The following is a 17,734-nucleotide window of genomic DNA, read 5'->3' on the forward strand; positions in this document are numbered from 1 at the left end:
ACCGTCGGTCAGAGAAGATCGTCGAATTTCCTAAAGTCCGAATTCGCGGCAGCTACGGACCCGCTTGCGGGATCGACCCTCTTTTCCGGACGTCTTGCGATTGGAACCAAATCAGGAACGGGGTTCGAACCGCGCGGGCTAAAATCCAAAACTGACACCACGCTGCGAGCCAAAGCCGTGAACAATGCGATCTCAGAGCTCTTCCGGGGTTCGACCAAAAGCGACAGTATCGTGCCGTGCCTGCTTGGAAAGGGGGTCCAGTCGCATGAAAGCCCTCCGATCGGGGGCAGCGAAGTGGCCGCCGCCACCGCCTAGCGACCCTCTTTAACCTGCCCTTCGCCCACCGGATACCAGCCCGCAGCCAGCTCGACTACCGCCGGCCCCGCTAACGATCTCTCGCCATTCGAACGACGAGGTGCGCGGCCGCGGTTTATTTTCCTTCAACAAGGAAAAACGGTGGCGCTGGCCTTTGTCCTCTGCAAGTACCAGGCCGCCCGGCTTCAAGTCCTCCGCTGAGGCATCGCCCGCGCCAACTCGCCGTTATACCCACCTCTTGAACAATCTGATCGATAGGCAAGATTGCTATCGATCACAGTTCCAGATAATCCTGAGTTATAGCGGAGATTTCTATAACTCATGACTTGGAATTGGACACAAAAAAGCTGGCCGCAGTTTACCTATGACGCCGCTCAAATTGCGCACCTCGAAGACCGATTTCTTTCTTCTTCCGGCGAAGTAATCGGGGCGGTTCGTCACTTCACCGATGAGGAACGCGATCTTTTGCGTATCGAGTTCCTAAGCGACGAAGCGGTGACGACGTCAGAGATCGAGGGCGAGATGCTAGATCGTCTGAGCGTGCAGTCCTCCTTGCGTCGCCAACTCGGGCTCGATGCGGACAGTCGGCCGGTCAAGCCGCAGGAGCACGGCATCGCTGAGATGATGATCGATGTCTATAATTCCTGGCCTCTCCCCCTCGATCATACAACGATGTTTCGTTGGCATGGCATGCTCATAAGCGGAAACCGCCACATCGGAACGATCGGCGGGTACCGGACCCATGACGATGCGATGCAGATTGTCTCCGGCCGGCACGACAAACCAACCATTCATTACGAGGCTCCACCGTCCAGGCAGGTGCCCCAGGAGATGGAGGCTTACGTCGGGTGGTTCAACAGATCAGCCTCCAATGGTGGTTCTCCCCTGCCCGCTTTGACCCGCGCCGGTCTGGGCCATCTCTATTTCGAGAGCATCCACCCGTTTGAAGATGGCAACGGAAGGATTGGCCGAGCGCTTGCGGAAAAGTCGCTGGCACAGAGTCTCGAGCGACCAAGCCTCATTGCCCTTGCTCACACCATCGAAAATGGCCGCAAGGCCTACTACGACCAGTTAGAACGCAATCAACGCACACTCAATGTTACCGAATGGCTCGTTTACTTCGCCGAAACTGTTCTCGAGGCGCAGCAAACCACCCTTAAGCGGGTCGCATTTTATATTGCCAAGGCGCATTTTTACGACCGGTTCCGAGGTCAATTCAATGAACGCCAGGAGAAAACCATCGCCCGCATGTTCAGGGAAGGCCCCGCTGGATTCCGGGGCGGTTTGAGCGCTGAGAATTACATTGCGATTACACAAACCTCACGAGCGACGACGACGCGCGACCTTCTCGACCTGGTGGTGAAGGGTGCGCTGACGCGAACCGGAGAACGCCGACACGCCCGATACACCCTGAACTTGCGTTAGCGCCCCTACGATCTAACGACGCAAAGATGATGATCCATTCAATTGGTTCTGCCATCCCAGGTCGAGCTGGGCCAATGCCCCTCCTGTGGCCGCCTGTCATCGCTCACCAATCCAATTTCTCAACGGATTAGCTTTTCCCTATCGCCCGCTGCGGGTAGCTTCCAGGTATCTGAAGATACTTGTGGGTCTTGAACTGTTTGAAACATGCTAATCCGGGCGTCAACGAAGGCCAATCTCAATTTCCCCAGCCATCCCCCCCTCTCTCAGCCCGTCTTCTGTTCAGCGCCACCATTGGCTCGGACCAGGGCCATCAGCATCGGTCCGAACGAAAACTCGCCCTCCTGGCTCGCCTCGTCCAATCCCGCAAATACCTTCCGGCCGAATTGATGTGCCCACCCCGCTCAAAAATGTAGGCCATCGCCGCGGCCGCCATTTCGGGGCCCAGGGCGTCGCAGGCGTCCTGATACGCCGACGGGCTGACCCGAGCATTGACCGAACGGTAATCGCGGCCGACATCAAATCACGCCAACTCATCCTCAACAGGTGTTTCTTTTACATTCAAATCCGGAAAGCGCTCATCCCCGGCTGTTGAGCCGAGGATTCACGCTGCGAAAAAGGAGGTCTCGCTCAAGGCCGGGCATGACAGATTATAAATTCGGCCGGTCAACGTCCTCACTTCACCGCTGAGGCGGGCCAGTCCATCACATCCGCCTTTCCGCCCGCCAGACGATCGCGGCTGCCCGTAACGATGTCATAGGGGAAGCCGAGCGGGATGGCGCTGGCGGTCTCGAGGCGGGCGATCTGCTCTTCGGTCAGGCGAACACTGAGTGCCGACAGATTGTCATCGAGCTGCTCCTTGGTGCGCGGACCGATGATTGGCAGCGTCGTGCCCTTGGCAAGTACCCAGGCGATAGCGATCTGACCGGCAGGCAGTCCGGTTTCCTCGGCAATCGCCAGAACCGCGTCAACGGTTGCCGTCTTGCGATCGTCGCTTTCGCCGTGGATGACCGCGCCGAGCCCTTGCGCCCTGCCCGTCTCGCCCTTGCGATATTTTCCGGTGAGCAGGCCACCCCCAAGCGGCGACCAGCTAACGGTGCCAAGACCGAAAGCATTGGCCATGGGGATCAGCTCACGCTCGACCGTGCGCTCCACGAGGCTGTACTCAATCTGCAGCGCAGAGATCGGCGACCAGCCGCGCAGGTCGGCGAGCGTGGCAGCGGTCGCGACGCGCCAGGCCGGGAAATCTGACAGGCCGGAATAGAGGATCTTGCCGGAACGGGCGAGATCGTCGAGACCCCGGACGATCTCATCGATTGGGGTGACGGCATCCGGCATATGGACCCAGAGCAGGTCGATGCGATCAGTGTTCAGCCGCTTCAAACTTGCTTCGACAGACTGGATCATCGCCTTGCGGCTGTTACCGGTGTGCTGTAGGCCGCTGTTCGGCGCGCCGCCCAACGAAAACTTGGTGGCAAGCACGATATCGTCGCGGTCGCTGGCAATGAACTCGCCGGTCAACGTTTCCGACTGGCCGAACTGATACTGGTCGGCCGTATCGATGAAATTGCCTCCGGCGGCGCGGTAAACGTCGAAGATCCGCTTTGCAGACTCTCGGTCTGCGCCGTAGCCCCAGCCGGTCCCGAAATTGCCGGTGCCCAGCGCAAACGACGAAACGCGAAGGCCGGTGCGGCCGAAAACTCTATATCGCATGCCCATGTGCTTCATCCTTCTAAGGGCGTTTCTGCCCGGTTTATGATTTAAATGACGATCGTCATGTATTGCATTTAAATTACGATCGTCATATATTTTGTCAAGAGCATTTTCAAAAAAGGATCTGCGGATGCGTCCGAGTAAGGAACAGGCGAAGGATAACCGGCAGCGCATTCTCGATACGGCGGCAAAGCTGTTTCGCGAGAATGGCATCCATGCTGTCGGTGTCGATGCCGTCATGAAAGGGGCTGGCCTCACCCATGGCGGCTTCTACGGCCACTTCAAATCCAAGAGCGATCTTGCAGAACAGGCGCTGGCCCATGCAATGCAGAACATGCTAGGGGCCGATGCCCTCAGTGGTTCGTTGGACGACTTCGCAAAATCCTATCTTTCACCAGAGCATCGCGCCGCCGCCGGAGGGGGATGCACCGTGGCCGCTCTTGGGCCGGAACTCGCACGACTGCCGGAGGCGGAGCGAGGTCCGGTGACAGATCATATCCGGGGATTGATTGCCTATATGGAAAATTTGCAGACGGAGAATGGTTCCAAGGCTGACCGCAGCAAAGCGATCGCGGATGTTGCAAGCTTCGTCGGCTCTCTCGTCATGTCCCGGGCGGTGAACGATCCCGCCTTGTCAGACGAGATTCTGGAGCGCGTGCGCAACCGGGTGACCGGAAAGGCATAGTGTCATCCGATTTCGCCTTAAACATGAAGAAGATCGCGTAGATCCATTATGTGATCGAACGTAATCGTGATGATCACAGTAAGAACCATGCGTTTCTCATGGACGCAAGCGGTGGGTGGACCCTGTCTCCAGCATACGACCTGACATACTCCGACGGCCCCGGCGGCGAGCATAGTGCCGCAATCGCTGGAGAGAGAAGAATCCAGGCAGGGAGCATCTGCTCGCGTTGGCGAAAGCTGCGTCGATCGTGGAGCGGGAGGCCTTGCAGGTCATTGAGGAGGTGCGCGCCGCCCTTGATCAATGGCCGCGATATGCGGATGGAGCTGGCCTAGGCAAAGCGCACGCCTCCGAACTCGACCAAACGTTGAATGGCCCACGGCGACCGCAGGCGAAGCGCCGACCAGGACCGGAGTCCGAAGCCTCCCGGCCAGCTGCGCGTCCCACCCCAAAAAAGAAGCCATCAGGATACGATCCAGGTGTCGGCTCCGGCTTCAAGAGGTGAGCTTCTGCTGAAGCTGATTAAAAGGACGAGGTTTTCGATTGCGCGTGACGATCGATGCGACCGCTGCCGCCACCTGTCATTCGGTGATGTCGGACGCGGGGTGTCGGGCGGCTTAGATCGCCTTCTACTTGCCCTGGAATTGCGGGGCGCGTTTTTCGATGAACGCCGCCATGCCTTCCTTCTGGTCGTGGGTGGCAAACAGCGCGTGAAAAATGCGGCGTTCGAACAGGATGCCTTCCCGCAGGCCGCCTTCGAGGGCGCGATCAACAGCCTCGCGGGCTGCCATGGTGGCGGCCTTGCCGTAGCCGGCGATTGTCTGGGCAGCGGTCAGCGTTTCCTCGATCAGCTTCTCGGCGGGCAGGACGCGGGCGACAAGGCCGCAGCGTTCGGCCTCGGTTGCATCCATCATCCGCCCGGTCAGGATCATGTCCATCGCCTTTGCCTTGCCAACCAGCTTCGTCAGCCGCTGCGAGCCGCCCATGCCGGGGATGACGCCGAGCTTGATTTCCGGCTGGCCGAACATGGCCGTATCAGCGGCAAAGATCATGTCGCACATCATCGCCAGTTCGCAGCCACCGCCAAGTGCATAGCCCGAAACCGCGGCGATCTTCGGTGTGCGGAACGATGCGAACCGATCCCAGGCGGCAAAGAAGTCTTCGCCGAACATGTCCGGAAACGACTTGTCGGCCATCTCCTTGATATCGGCGCCTGCGGCAAAGGCCTTAGCCGAACCTTTCAGCACGAAACAGCCGACGCCGGGATCGCGATCCAGCGGCGCAAGCTCGGTCGCCAGCGCGTTCATGATCTCGGAATTGAGCGCGTTGCGCGCGGCAGGGCGGTTCAGCGTGACGATGACGACCCGGTCTTGCTGCTCAATGATGATCGGTTTTTCCATGGGCGTGATCCTCTTGCGGACGCTTCGGGCTTTGTCAGGCGGTCTCGCCGGATTGTTGCCGTAACATGTTGATGATGCCGGAAAAATCCTTGTCGGAGTTTCCAAGCTCGTTGAACAGCGCGTAGAGCTCGGCGGCTTTGGCGCCAAGCGGTGTTGTCGCGCCAGCGGACTGCGCCGCCTCCTGCGAAAGTTTCAGGTCTTTCAGCATCAGGGCTCCTGCAAAGCCGGGCTTATAGTCGTTGTTGGCCGGTGATGTTGGGACAGGGCCAGGGACCGGACAATAGGTGGTCAGCGACCAGCACTGGCCCGATGATACCGAGGCGACATCAAACAGCGCCTGATGCGAGAGGCCGAGCTTTTCGCCGAGCACGAAGGCTTCGCCGACGGCGATCATGCTGATGCCGAGGATCATGTTGTTGCAGATCTTTGCCGCCTGCCCTGCTGCCGGTCCGCCGCAATGGATGATCTTTTTGCCCATCGCTTCGAAGATCGGCTGAGACTTCGAGAACACGTCCTCTCCCCCGCCGATCATAAAGGTCAGCGTCCCCGCCGCAGCGCCACCGGTGCCGCCCGATACTGGCGCATCGAGCGAGTGGCAGCCCTTTCCGGCGGCCATGTCATGCGCCATGCGGGCGCTGTCGATGTCGATGGTCGAGCAGTCGATCAAGAGCGTGCCGGATGGAACAGTGGCGACCAGTTCCTGCCAGACCGACAAAACATGCTTGCCGGCGGGAAGCATGGTGATGACGGTACTGGCGCCCGCGACTGCGTCGGCAAGTGATGCGCAGGCGGTCACGCCCTTGCTTCGCGCTTCGTCCAGCAAGGGCTGTGAAAGATCGAAGGCCCTCACCGTATGGCCTGCCTTGACGAGATTGGCAGCCATCGGGCCGCCCATGTGACCGAGACCGATAAAGCCGATCGTCATGCTGGTGATCCTTCCTTGATCTTATCCGCAAAGAGCGGATGGGCAGAGGACTGGAAATAGGCATCGACATCGGCTGCAGAGACATCGGCAAGCCGCGGCGGCAGCCATTTCGGATTGCGGTCCTTGTCGATCACGGCCGCACGCACGCCCTCGTAGAAATCATGGCTGCGCAGAACTGCGGCCGTCGCCGAAAATTCCCGTTCGAGGCATTCTTCCAGCCTTTTGGTTTTGCGCCCAAGCCGCAGCAGCCGCAACGTGACGGTGAGGCTGAGCGGCGATTTGGCGGAGAAAACGGTGAGGAGCCTTTCGGCGAACGGGCTGCCATCCGCACGCAGGGCTGCGAGAATGGCTGCGATGGTGTCGAAGGCGAAGAGGCGATCGATGATCTGCTGCTGCGGCTCCAGAACGCCGGCCGGCGGCGCGTCTGAAAAGCCTGCGATCGTGGTTGAAATTTCCTCACCTGGGCTGTCCGCCGGCAACGATGCCAGTGCCGCGATCAACGCGTCGAGCCTTTCGGATCTGACAAAAACATCTGCAAGGCCAACGAGAATGGCATCGGCGGCGCCCAGCGGTTCACCGGTCAGGCCGACATAGGTGCCGAGTTCATTGGCTTGGCGTGTCAGGAACCACGATGCGCCGACATCCGGGAAAAAGCCGATGCCGGTCTCGGGCATGGCGAAGCGGGTGCGTTCGGTGACGACCCGGTGGCTGCCATACACGGAGATCCCAACGCCGCCGCCCATGACGATGCCGTCCATGATGACGATGTAGGGCTTCGGGTAGCGGCCGATGCGGGCGTTGAGCGTGTATTCTTCGCGCCAGAACGTCGTTGGCGCGTCCGATCCGGCTTTCCCGCCATCATAAATGGCGCGGATATCGCCGCCGGCACACAGCCCACGCTCCCCCTCGCCCGTGACAAGCACGGCGGCGATGAACGGATCACGTTCGAAATTGTCGAGCGCCGCCTCAATGTCGCGCACCATGCGCAGCGTCAGGCTGTTGAGTGCCTTCGGACGGTTGAGCCGGATGCGGCCGAGGGCGCCCTGGCGCTCGACCAGCGTTTCGGCTTCTGCTGCGCGGGTTTCAGATGTGGAGGGCATGGCCAAGCGCTTTCAAGGCGGCTTCCTGGAAGCCTTCGCTGCGGGTTGGATGGGCGTGGATCGTCGCGGCGATGTCTTCCAGACGGGCGCCCATTTCGATCGCCAGCGCAAAGGCGCTCGACAGTTCGGAAACGCCAGAACCGACGGCCTGGATACCGAGAACGAGGTTGCTGTCCGCACGTGCCACGATGCGCACGATGCCTTCCTCCGAAAGCATGGTCATGGCACGGCCGTTGGCATTGAACGGGAATTGCCCGACACGGACCTCGTATCCCTGCGCCCTCGCCTCATCCGGTGACAGGCCGGCTGTAACGATTTCCGGATCGGTGAAACAGACGGCCGGAATGCAGCGCTTGTCCCATGTGCGCTTTTTCCCTGCGACGATTTCGGCAACCATCTCGCCCTGTGCCATCGCCCGGTGGGCCAGCATCGGCTCGCCGGTGATGTCGCCGATGGCATGGATGCCGCGCATCGATGTCCGGCAGCGGTCGTCGATGCGCAGGAATTGTCCGGCGCGATCAAGATCGAGCTCGTCCAGCCCCCAGCCTTCCGTACGCGGTTTGCGGCCGACGGTCACGAGGATCCTGTCGGCGGCAAGCTGTTCTTCCGCGCCTTCGGCGGTTTCGATCAGCAATGCGTTGCCGGAAAGGCCCTTGGCCTTGGCACCTGTCAGGACGCGGATACCGAGATCGGCAAGGCGCTTGGCCACCGGCTTGACCAGTTCGGCATCATATTGCGGCAGGATCTGCGATGTCGCTTCGACCACGGTGACTTTGGATCCTAATTTGGCAAAGGCTGTGCCCAGCTCAAGCCCGATATAGCCGCCGCCGACCACCACCAGCTTTTGCGGCACGGTTTTCAGGGACAGGGCTTCGGTCGAAGAAATTACCGGCCCGCCAAAGGGCAGGAACGGCAGTTCCACCGGTTCGGAGCCGGTGGCGATGACGATCGTTTCGGCGCGGATGACCTGCATTCCGGTTTCGGTCTCAACCTCGACGGTCTTGCCGTCGCGGAACTTTGCCCGGCCGTGGACGATCTTAACGCGCGCCTTGCGGAGCAGGCCGAGCACGCCGCTGTTCAGACGCCCGACAATGCCGTCCTTCCAGGCAATGGTCTTGGCGAGGTCGAGTTTTGGCGTCGCCACCGAGATGCCGAGCGGGCTTTTGGTGCCCGCAAAATGGCTGACCTTCTCGAACTCCTCGGCAGCATGGATCAGCGCCTTGGAGGGGATGCACCCGATGTTGAGGCAGGTGCCGCCGGCTTTGACAGCCTCGACGATGACGGTATCGACGCCGAGCTGACCGGCCCGGATGGCGCAGATATAGCCACCTGGACCGGCGCCGATGACGAGAAGTTTGCAGACGATCTCTTTCATGGGCTCAGCTTTCGATGAAAATCAGTGCAGGGGTTTCGATCAGGGCCTTGATCCGCTGGACGAAAGTTGCGGCATCCCATCCGTCCACGACGCGGTGATCGAAACTTGACGACAGGTTCATCATCTTGCGCGGGATGAACTGGCTGCCATCCCAGACCGGCCGGGTCATGATCTTGTTGACGCCGACGATCGCCACTTCCGGGTGGTTGATGATCGGCGTCGTCGCGATACCGCCCATTGCGCCAAGCGACGTGATGGTGATGGTCGAGCCGGAGAGTTCTTCACGTAGCGCCGAGCCCGTGCGGGCGGCTTCCGCCAGCCGCACCACTTCGGCCGCGCAATCCCAGATGCCCCGCGCTTCGGCATGGCGAACGACAGGCACGGTCAGGCCCGCCGGGGTCTGGGTGGCGATGCCGATATGTACGGCTGCGTGGCGGCTGATGATGCCAGCGTCGTCGTCGAAGGTGGCGTTGACGACGGGCTGTTCATCGATCGTCTTCACCATGGCCCGCATCAGAAAGGGCAGGATCGTCAGCTTCGTCTGCTCCGGCTTGCGTCCGGCGTTCATCGTCGCGCGCAGGTCTTCCAGATCGGTGACGTCGATTTCCTCGACATAGGTGATATGGGGAATGCGTGAGGTGGCCAGCACCATCTTTTCCGAGATGCGTCGGCGCAGGCCGGTGACCTTGATTTCCTCGACGGCGGTTTTCTTGGCAAGGCCGGTCGGCGCCGGTTGCGGTTGCGCACCACGGGCAAGGAACTGGTCGAGGTCGTCATGGGTGATACGTCCGGCCGGGCCAGTGCCTGTCACCTGACGCAGGTCGATACCGCCATCCTGTGCCCGAAGACGGACGGCAGGCGATGCGAGTGGCTTGTCCGCATGGATTTGCGCTGGCGCTTTTGTGACCGGAGCGAACTGATTGGGTTTCTTCGTTTCTAAGGCAGGCGGATTTGCCGCCTTTTCCACAATTTGTTCGGCAGGCTCGATGGTTACTGTTTCCGCCATCGGAACCGCATCCGCCTCGCCGCCCTCACCCGCGACCTGAATGCGCACCAGTGGCGCCTTGACGGCAACGATGTCGCCGATTTCGGCGCCCAGCCACAAAACGGTACCGGTGACTGGCGAGGGGATTTCGACCGTCGCCTTGTCGGTCATGACGGCGGCAAGCACCATGTCTTCGCGGACTGGATCGCCGACCTTGCAATGCCATTCGACAAGTTCGGCTTCCGCCACGCCTTCGCCGACATCCGGCATCTTGATGATGAATTCACCCATGCTCACGCCTCCATCACTTCGGCAAGCGCGCGGCCGACGCGGCCGGGTCCGGGGAAATAATCCCATTCCTGCGCATGTGGATAGGGCGTATCCCAGCCCGTGACGCGAACGACCGGTGCTTCCAGATGATAGAAGCAATGTTCCTGCACGAGTGCCGTGAGCTCGGCGCCGTAGCCCGAGGTCAGTGTCGCCTCATGGACGACGACGCAGCGGCCAGTCTTGGTGACCGATTGCACGATCGTGTCGAGATCGAGCGGCAGCAGGCTGCGCAGGTCGATCACCTCGGCATCGATGCCCATTTCTTCGGCGGCGGCCAGCGCCACATGCACCATGGTGCCATAGGCGATCACGGTGACCGCAGACCCCTGCCGGCGGATCTCGGCCTTGCCGATCGGAATGCTGTAATGGCCTTCCGGCACCTCACCCAGCTCATGCTTCGACCATGGCGTGACCGGCCTGTCGTGATGGCCGTCGAAGGGGCCGTTATAGAGGCGCTTCGGTTCGAGGAACATCACCGGGTCGGGGTCTTCGATCGAGGTGATCAGTAGGCCCTTGGCATCATAGGGATTGGAGGGCACGACGACTTTCAGGCCGCAGACATGGGTAAACAGCGCCTCGGGGCTCTGGCTGTGCGTCTGGCCGCCAAAAATACCGCCGCCGGTCGGCATTCTGAGCACGATCGGGCAGGTGAAGTCGCCGTTTGAACGGTAGCGGATGCGGGCGGCTTCCTGGGTGATCTGGTCGTAGGCTGGGTACATGTAATCGGCGAACTGGATCTCGACGCAGGGTTTCAGGCCATAGGCGGCCATGCCGATCGCCGTGCCGACAATTCCGCTCTCGCTGATCGGTGCATCGAAGCAGCGGGTCTTGCCGTATTTCGCCTGAAGCCCCTGTGTGCAGCGGAAGACGCCGCCGAAATAGCCGACATCCTCGCCGAACACCACGACGTCATCGTCACGTTCCATCGAGACGTCCATGGCGCTGCGCACGGCCTCGATCATCGTCATTCTGGCCATGTCAGTATCCTGCCTTCTGCCGCTGGCGGCGAATATGGGGCGGCATCTCGGCATAGACGCCTTCGAAGATATCACGCACCGAGGGTTTTCCGCCGGCATGCAGGGTGCCGTGGGTCTCGGCCTGCTTCTGCGCCTGGATCACTTCGTCAAGAATTTCCGCCTCTGCCTGCACATGCCGCTCCTCGGACCAGACGCCACGGACGATCAGATGCTTCTTCAAGCGCAGGACAGGATCGCCGAGCGGCCAGGCTTCGGACTCGGTCTTCGGGCGGTAAGCGCTCGGATCGTCGGAGGAGGAATGCCCCCCAACCCGGTAGGTCACATATTCGATCAGGGTTGGCCCGAGATTGCGCCGGGCGCGCTCGGCTGCCCAGAGGGACACGGCATAGACGGCGAGATAATCGTTGCCATCGACGCGCAGCGCCGGGATTCCGAAGCCCAGGCCGCGGGCGGCAAAGGTGCCGGAACCGCCGCGGGCAATGCCCTGGAAGGTCGAGATCGCCCACTGGTTATTGACGATGTTGAGGATGACCGGCGCCTTGTAGGTCGAGGCGAAGACCAGCGCCGAATGAAAATCCGATTCCGCCGTCGAGCCATCACCGATCCAGGCGGCGGCGATCTTGGTGTCGTTCTTGATGGCCGACGCCATGGCCCAACCGACGGCCTGGACATATTGCGTGGCAAGATTGCCGGAAATGGTGAAGAAGCCATGTTCCTTGGACGAATACATGATCGGCAGTTGCCGGCCGCGCAGCGGGTCTTTTTCGTTGGAGAAGATTTGGTTCATCATCTCGACCATTGGATAATCGTCGGCAATGAGAAGACCCGCCTGACGATAGGTCGGAAAATTCATGTCGCCCTTCTTTAGCGCCTTGCGGAAGGCGCAGCTGACGGCTTCCTCGCCCAGATGCTGCATATAGAAGGATGTCTTGCCCTGCCGCTGCGCCATCAACATGCGGGCGTCGAAGGCCCTGAGCTTCATCATGTGCTTGAGCCCGGCCAGCAATTCCTCATCCGACAAAAGCCCGGCCCAGGGACCAACCGCTTCGCCGTCACGGTTCAGCACACGGATGATAGAATAGGCGAGATCGCGGATGTCTTCCGATGCTGCATCGACTTCGGGGCGTGGCACGGAGCCGGCTTTCGCGATGTTGACGTTGGAAAAATCCGGCATGCCGCCGGGCCGGACGGCCGGTTCGGGAACATGCAGGCTCAATTGCGTGAACTCGGTCATGCCTCGTTCTTCCTCCCATTTTAGCCCTGATTTCCAGTCTCCTCCCGGAAGTAGGACTTTTTCTCCTATAGACTACGTGCAATGACGATGCGTTGCACGTCGCTTGTTCCTTCGTAGATCTGGCAGATTCGGACGTCGCGATAGATGCGCTCGACGGGGTAGTCCGACATATAGCCATAGCCGCCAAGGATCTGGATCGCGTCCGAACAGACCTTTTCGGCCATTTCCGAGGCAAATAGTTTGGCCATCGATGCCTCTGTCAGGCATGGCTCTCCGGCTTCCTTCAGTTCGGCCGCATGCAGCACCATCTGCCGCGCTGCCGTAATCTGCGTCGCCATGTCGGCAAGGCGGAAGGCAACAGCTTGATGCTCGATTATAGGCTTGCCGAACGCGATGCGTTCGCGGGCATAGTCGCGGGCCGCCTCGAACGCCGCCCGCGCCATGCCGACCGACTGCGAGGCAATGCCGATCCGGCCGCCTTCGAGATTGGCCAGCGCGATCCTGTAGCCCTCGCCCTCGGCACCCAGTCGCAGGTCGGCCGGGATGCGCATATTGGTGAAAGCGATCTGGCAGGTGTCCGAGGAATGGAGGCCAAGCTTCTTTTCCACCCGCACGACCTCATAACCGGGCGTGTCTGTCGGCACGATGAAGGCGGTGATGCCCTTCTTGCCGGCATCCGGATCGGTGACAGCGAAGACGATGATGACATTGCCGTTCTTGCCGGATGTGATGAATTGCTTGGTACCGTCGAGCACATAGTGATCGCCGTCGCGGCGGGCACGGGTGCGCAGGTTGGACGCATCGGATCCGGCCTGCGGTTCCGTCAGCGCAAAGCCGCCAATCCATTCGCCAGCGGCCAGTTTGGGCAGGAAACGCTGCTTCTGCTCTTCCGTGCCGAATTTCAGGATCGGCACGCAGCCGACCGAACTGTGCACGCTCATGATGGTCGAGCACGGACCATCGCCGGCGGCAATCTCCTCGAGCGCAACGGCGTAGGCGACCGTACCCGTTTCGGAACCGCCATAGGTTTCCGGCACCAGCATGCCGAGAAAGCCAAGTTCGCCCATCTCTTTCAGCTCGTCCTTCGGAAACGCATGCGACACGTCGCGTTCGGCAGCGCCCGGCGCCAGCCGTTCGCGGGCGAAATCGCGGGCCATGTCGCGAATCTGGATCTGTTGTTCAGACAGGATCATGTGTGGGTCTCCTCCCCTGCCCGCTCAATGCCGCTCGACGGCGATCGCCGTCGCTTCGCCGCCGCCGATGCAGAGCGAGGCCATGCCGCGCTTCAGATCGTAGTGTTTAAGGGCTGCCAGCAGTGTAACGATGACACGGGCGCCGGATGCGCCGATGGGGTGACCAAGCGCGCAGGCGCCGCCGTGAACGTTGACCTTGTCATGCGGCAGGTTGAGATCGCGCATCGCCGCCATGGCGACGACGGCGAAGGCCTCATTGATCTCGAACAGATCGACATCCTTGAGGTCCCATCCCGTGCGTTCACTGAGCCTTTTCAGCGCACCGACTGGTGCCGTCGCAAACAGGTTCGGTGCCTGTGCATGGGTCGCGTGGCCGACGATGGTGGCAAGCGGCATCAAGCCCCTGCGTTCCGCCTCGGAGCGGCGCATCAGCACCAGTGCGGCAGCGCCGTCGGAGATCGAGCTGGCATTGGCCGCCGTCACCGTGCCGTTTTCGCGGAAAGCGGGCTTCAGCGTCGGAATCTTCTCAAGCCTTGCCTTGCCCGGCTGCTCGTCGAGGCTGACGACCTGTTCGGTCTTTCCGGACTTGAGAGTCACCGGCGTGATTTCGGCTTGAAAAAGGCCCTCGCGGATCGCTTTCTGCGCACGGTTCAGCGAGGTCACGGCAAAATCGTCCTGGGCGGGACGGGTGAACTGGTAGGCCTCGGCGCAGTCTTCGGCGAATGTTCCCATTAGCCGTCCCTTGTCATAGGCGTCCTCCAGCCCGTCGAGGAACATGTGGTCGATGACGCGGCCGTGGCCGAGCCTGTAACCACCGCGGGCACGATCCAGAAGATAGGGCGCGTTGCTCATGCTTTCCATGCCCCCGGCAACGGCAATGTTGGCGCTACCCGCCAGGATCAGGTCGTGGGCCAGCATCGTCGCCTTCATGCCCGAACCGCACATCTTGTTGACGGTAGTGGCGCCGGTTGCGAACGGAAGGCCAGCGCCGATGGCAGCCTGCCGGGCTGGCGCCTGCCCCTGCCCTGCCGGCAGAACGCAGCCGAACACGACTTCATCCACCAATTCCCGCGCAACCTCACTGCGCTCAAGGGCGGCGCGGATCGCTGCTGCCCCGAGTTCGGGCGCGGTAGCGCCCTGCAGGTCGCCTTGAAATCCGCCGATCGCGGTGCGGGCGGAGCCGACGATGACGATGGGATCATGTACTGTCATTTGAAACCTCCCGTAACCGTCTCAACGCGGCCCCATGCGTAGGGCGCCGTCCAGACGGATCACCTCGCCGTTTAGCATGCTGTTTTCACAGATATGGCGCACCAGAGCGGCAAATTCATCAGGCCGACCAAGACGCGGCGGAAACGGCACGCTCTTGCCAAGCGCTTCCTGCGTTTCGGGCGGCATTCCTGCCATCATTGGGGTTTCGAATATGCCCGGTGCGATGGTGACGACGCGGATACCGAAGCGGGCAAGCTCGCGGGCAATCGGTAGGGTCATGCCGACGACGCCGCCCTTGGAAGCCGAATAGGCGGCTTGGCCGATCTGTCCGTCGAAAGCGGCGACAGAGGCGGTGTTGACGATGACGCCGCGCTCGCCTTCGTCGTCCGGTTCCTGTGTCTGGATGGCGGCAGCGGCAAGTCGGATCATGTTGAATGTGCCGACCAGGTTGATGCCGATCGCGTGCGCAAAACTCTCAAGACGATGCGGGCCGTCGCGGCCAAGGACCTTTTCGCCTGGCGCAACGCCGGCGCAATTCACCAGGCCATGCAGATGGCCGAAGGTCTCAAGGGCTGCCTGGACCGCGGCCTGCCCGTCGGCCTCGCTGGTGACGTCGGTGCGGATGAACCGCGCGCTCGGCCCGAGGCTGGCAGCGGTCTGCGCACCAGCACCCTGATTGATATCGGCGACGACGACGCGGGCGCCGGCCTCAGCCAGCAGCCGCGTGACGGCGGCACCGAGACCTGAACCGCCGCCGGTCACCACAAACACTTTACCGGAAATCTTCATAGCGCTGCCCTTCTCGTGCGAAGGCGTGCGGCAGTCATTGCTTGATCCGTCATGCAGCCTCCCCGCCGCGTTCCGTCCATCATGCCTGATTTCAATCATAGCATCTTGCCGAACTCTACGCTCGCGCGATATTGCAAGCGATGACAGAACTGTCCTTCATTTTTCGGCCAGTTTTGCCATATGGGAGTAGAGTGTATGGTAGAAGCGGACCGGCGAATGATCTCGCCCTCGTTTGTCGAGGAGGCGCTCGATTGCCTGCGCCGGGCGGGCAAGCCGACGGCGCCGCTTCTGGCTTCGCTTGGATTGCCGGCCATTGTCGAAAACCCAATTTCCGCCGAAAGCTACGGTGCCCTGTGGCTGGCGGTTGCGGCAGAAGTGGACGACGAATTCTTCGGCATGGGCGAGCGGCCGATGCGGCGCGGCAGCTTTACGCTTCTGTGTCATTGCGTGTTGCATGCAAAGACTTTGGATCAGGCCCTTCGCCGGGCGTTGCGTTTTCTCAGCGTGGTGCTTGAGGACCCAAGCGGCGAACTGGTGATCCGCGACGGGATGGCTGAAATCGTGCTGACGGACAAGGGCAAGGCCCGCTCGGCCTTTGCCTATCGGACCTACTGGATCCTGCTGCATGGCATCACCTGCTGGCTGGTCGGCCGCCGCATCCCGATCCGCCGGGTGGACTTTCGTTGCGCCGAGCCGCTGGAGGGCGCTGACTACCGCCTCTTCTTCGGTGCGCCGGTACAGTTCTCACAACCCGTCAGCCGTCTTGCCTTCGATCGTGCCGTGCTGAAACTGCCGATCGCTCGTACCGAGCAGGCGTTGAAACAGTTTCTCCGGGGAGCACCCGCCAATATTCTGGTGCGTTACCGCTACGATGCCGGTCTGGCCGCCGCTGTCCGCAAGCGGCTGCGCCAAAAGGCGCCGGCGGCGTGGTCCGGGTTTGACGGTTTGGCCGCGCAGATGCACATGTCCCCATCGACGCTGCGTCATCGGCTGCAGGCGGAAGGCCAAAGCTATGCCGGGATCAAGGACGAAATCCGTCGCGACCGCGCCATCGAAATGCTGCTGAGCAGTGCAACAAGCGTCGGCGAGATAGCCGCGCAGCTTGGCTATTCCGAACCAAGCGCCTTCCACCGCGCGTTCCGGAAATGGACCACGAAAAGCCCGGCGGCTTTTAGGCGGCAGACCGCAGCGCCTGCGAGTGAACAGGATCGCAAGTCTGGTTCGGGCTGATGGCTCCAATGATAGGAAGTCAGAGCGAATCGCGCACCCGGTCCCAAGCGTTGAACAGGTGCCGGCCGAGGACTTCGGAGAGCCCTGCTTTGTCACGGGCTTCGAGCGCTTTGATCATTTCCTCGTGCTCACTGACAGCGGCGGCCCATTTTTCCGGGCCTTCATGACCGATGAAGCGGATACGCTTCAGCCGGGTTTGCAGCATGGCATGGATGTCGATCAACGAGCTGTTTTGCGCAAGCCGAACGATCGCAGTGTGAATGTCCTGGTTGAGCTTGTAATATTGCAGGCGGTCGGCAGCCTTGTACCGGTTTATCATCTCGTCATGCAGTGCCCGCACATGCGCGATTTCCGCGTCGGTCGCCGTTTCGCAGGCGAGACGGCCTGCGAGTTCTTCGAGCGTACGCAACACCGTCAGCATGTCGTGGACATCCTTTTGGCTGAAGCGCTTCACCACGGCGCCCCTGCTCGGCACCAGTTCCACCAGACCTTCGCTGGCCAAATACTTGATCGCTTCGCGCAGCGGCGTGCGTGACACGCCGAGCTGTTCGCCAAGCTGGCCTTCATGCAGGCGTGTGCCGGGCTCCAGGTCGCCCTCGATGATCATGTCGCGCAGGTGATTGACCAGTGTGTCATGCAGCGCGGTGCGCCGGATTGGTCCGGCGCTCCCATCGGCGCGGCGTTGCAGTGAGGATGTCTCGTCCATGTTGATGCCTGTTCCGCTCGGGCGCTTGCGTTTCTGAATCGTTTTTTAGCGCATTGCGAACATGAAGATTGCCTGATCTCGCGTCAACAAAAAATGCTGCATACAGAATACAAAAGACTTGATGCAGAATTATGAATGACGTATGA

General features: G+C 61.2%; 17 protein-coding genes and 1 pseudogene. 4 read left to right on the forward strand and 14 right to left on the reverse strand.

Going from position 1 to position 17,734, the window contains the following annotated elements:
- Positions 1-8 precede the first annotated feature (8 nt).
- Positions 9-308, reverse strand: a complete 300-nt coding sequence (locus ACP7E0_RS28575; protein WP_426129950.1) for a DUF3095 family protein — start codon at positions 306-308, stop codon at positions 9-11.
- Positions 309-636: 328 nt separating this feature from the next.
- Between ACP7E0_RS28575 and ACP7E0_RS28580 the strand changes: the two genes are divergently transcribed.
- Positions 637-1,740 (forward strand): Fic family protein, encoded by a 1,104-nt coding sequence (locus ACP7E0_RS28580; RefSeq protein ID WP_426129952.1) that lies wholly within the window; start codon positions 637-639, stop codon positions 1,738-1,740.
- A gap of 263 nt (positions 1,741-2,003) precedes the next feature.
- On the opposite strand, the pseudogene repC reads toward ACP7E0_RS28580, so the two are convergent.
- Both repC and ACP7E0_RS28590 read right to left on the reverse strand, forming a co-directional pair.
- A pseudogene (gene repC / locus ACP7E0_RS28585) lies at positions 2,004-2,271 on the reverse strand (replication initiation protein RepC); the annotation flags it as partial.
- Positions 2,272-2,412: 141 nt separating this feature from the next.
- Complete coding sequence (locus ACP7E0_RS28590) at positions 2,413-3,450, reverse strand: aldo/keto reductase (protein ID WP_426130061.1); 1,038 nt, start codon at positions 3,448-3,450, stop codon at positions 2,413-2,415.
- A 130-nt stretch (positions 3,451-3,580) separates the two neighbouring features.
- On the opposite strand from ACP7E0_RS28590, the gene ACP7E0_RS28595 reads away from it, so the two are divergent.
- Positions 3,581-4,135, forward strand: a complete 555-nt coding sequence (locus tag ACP7E0_RS28595) for a TetR/AcrR family transcriptional regulator (protein ID WP_426129954.1) — start codon at positions 3,581-3,583, stop codon at positions 4,133-4,135.
- Between the two features lie 98 nt (positions 4,136-4,233).
- A complete protein-coding gene (locus ACP7E0_RS28600) occupies positions 4,234-4,467 on the forward strand; it encodes a hypothetical protein (RefSeq protein ID WP_426130063.1) in 234 nt (77 codons plus the stop codon).
- A 294-nt stretch (positions 4,468-4,761) separates the two neighbouring features.
- On the opposite strand, the gene ACP7E0_RS28605 is transcribed toward ACP7E0_RS28600, so the two are convergent.
- The 10 genes from ACP7E0_RS28605 to ACP7E0_RS28650 form a co-directional block, all read right to left on the reverse strand.
- Positions 4,762-5,532: an enoyl-CoA hydratase gene (locus tag ACP7E0_RS28605; protein ID WP_426129956.1), complete on the reverse strand. Its 771-nt coding sequence runs from the start codon at positions 5,530-5,532 to the stop codon at positions 4,762-4,764.
- 34 nt (positions 5,533-5,566) lie between these two features.
- Positions 5,567-6,457, reverse strand: a complete 891-nt coding sequence (gene mmsB / locus ACP7E0_RS28610) for a 3-hydroxyisobutyrate dehydrogenase (protein ID WP_426129958.1) — start codon at positions 6,455-6,457, stop codon at positions 5,567-5,569.
- Positions 6,454-7,557, reverse strand: coding sequence for an enoyl-CoA hydratase/isomerase family protein (locus ACP7E0_RS28615; protein WP_426129959.1), 1,104 nt, complete (start codon positions 7,555-7,557; stop codon positions 6,454-6,456). Before ACP7E0_RS28615 ends, mmsB begins: the two co-directional genes overlap by 4 nt.
- Positions 7,541-8,932 (reverse strand): dihydrolipoyl dehydrogenase, encoded by a 1,392-nt coding sequence (gene lpdA / locus ACP7E0_RS28620; protein ID WP_426129961.1) that lies wholly within the window; start codon positions 8,930-8,932, stop codon positions 7,541-7,543. The genes ACP7E0_RS28615 and lpdA overlap by 17 nt, the downstream gene beginning before the upstream one ends.
- A gap of 4 nt (positions 8,933-8,936) precedes the next feature.
- Positions 8,937-10,208, reverse strand: a complete 1,272-nt coding sequence (locus tag ACP7E0_RS28625; protein ID WP_426129963.1) for a dihydrolipoamide acetyltransferase family protein — start codon at positions 10,206-10,208, stop codon at positions 8,937-8,939.
- 2 nt (positions 10,209-10,210) lie between these two features.
- A complete protein-coding gene (locus ACP7E0_RS28630) occupies positions 10,211-11,224 on the reverse strand; it encodes an alpha-ketoacid dehydrogenase subunit beta (RefSeq protein ID WP_426129965.1) in 1,014 nt (337 codons plus the stop codon).
- Position 11,225: 1 nt separating this feature from the next.
- A complete protein-coding gene (locus ACP7E0_RS28635) occupies positions 11,226-12,458 on the reverse strand; it encodes a thiamine pyrophosphate-dependent enzyme (RefSeq protein ID WP_426129967.1) in 1,233 nt (410 codons plus the stop codon).
- Positions 12,459-12,523: 65 nt separating this feature from the next.
- Positions 12,524-13,651 (reverse strand): acyl-CoA dehydrogenase family protein, encoded by a 1,128-nt coding sequence (locus ACP7E0_RS28640; RefSeq protein WP_426129969.1) that lies wholly within the window; start codon positions 13,649-13,651, stop codon positions 12,524-12,526.
- Between the two features lie 24 nt (positions 13,652-13,675).
- Positions 13,676-14,863: an acetyl-CoA C-acyltransferase gene (locus ACP7E0_RS28645; protein WP_426129971.1), complete on the reverse strand. Its 1,188-nt coding sequence runs from the start codon at positions 14,861-14,863 to the stop codon at positions 13,676-13,678.
- A gap of 21 nt (positions 14,864-14,884) precedes the next feature.
- Positions 14,885-15,652: a 3-hydroxyacyl-CoA dehydrogenase gene (locus tag ACP7E0_RS28650; RefSeq protein WP_426129973.1), complete on the reverse strand. Its 768-nt coding sequence runs from the start codon at positions 15,650-15,652 to the stop codon at positions 14,885-14,887.
- A gap of 195 nt (positions 15,653-15,847) precedes the next feature.
- On the opposite strand from ACP7E0_RS28650, the gene ACP7E0_RS28655 reads away from it, so the two are divergent.
- Positions 15,848-16,882, forward strand: coding sequence for an AraC family transcriptional regulator (locus tag ACP7E0_RS28655; RefSeq protein ID WP_426129974.1), 1,035 nt, complete (start codon positions 15,848-15,850; stop codon positions 16,880-16,882).
- 19 nt (positions 16,883-16,901) lie between these two features.
- Here ACP7E0_RS28655 and ACP7E0_RS28660 read toward each other — a convergent pair whose 3' ends face one another.
- Positions 16,902-17,588 carry a GntR family transcriptional regulator gene (locus tag ACP7E0_RS28660; RefSeq protein WP_426129976.1) on the reverse strand — a complete coding sequence of 229 codons (687 nt, stop codon included), beginning with the start codon at positions 17,586-17,588 and terminating at the stop codon, positions 16,902-16,904.
- Positions 17,589-17,734 lie beyond the last annotated feature (146 nt).

The organism is Pararhizobium sp. PWRC1-1 (genome assembly GCF_049897905.1).
Classification (GTDB): domain Bacteria; phylum Pseudomonadota; class Alphaproteobacteria; order Rhizobiales; family Rhizobiaceae; genus Pararhizobium.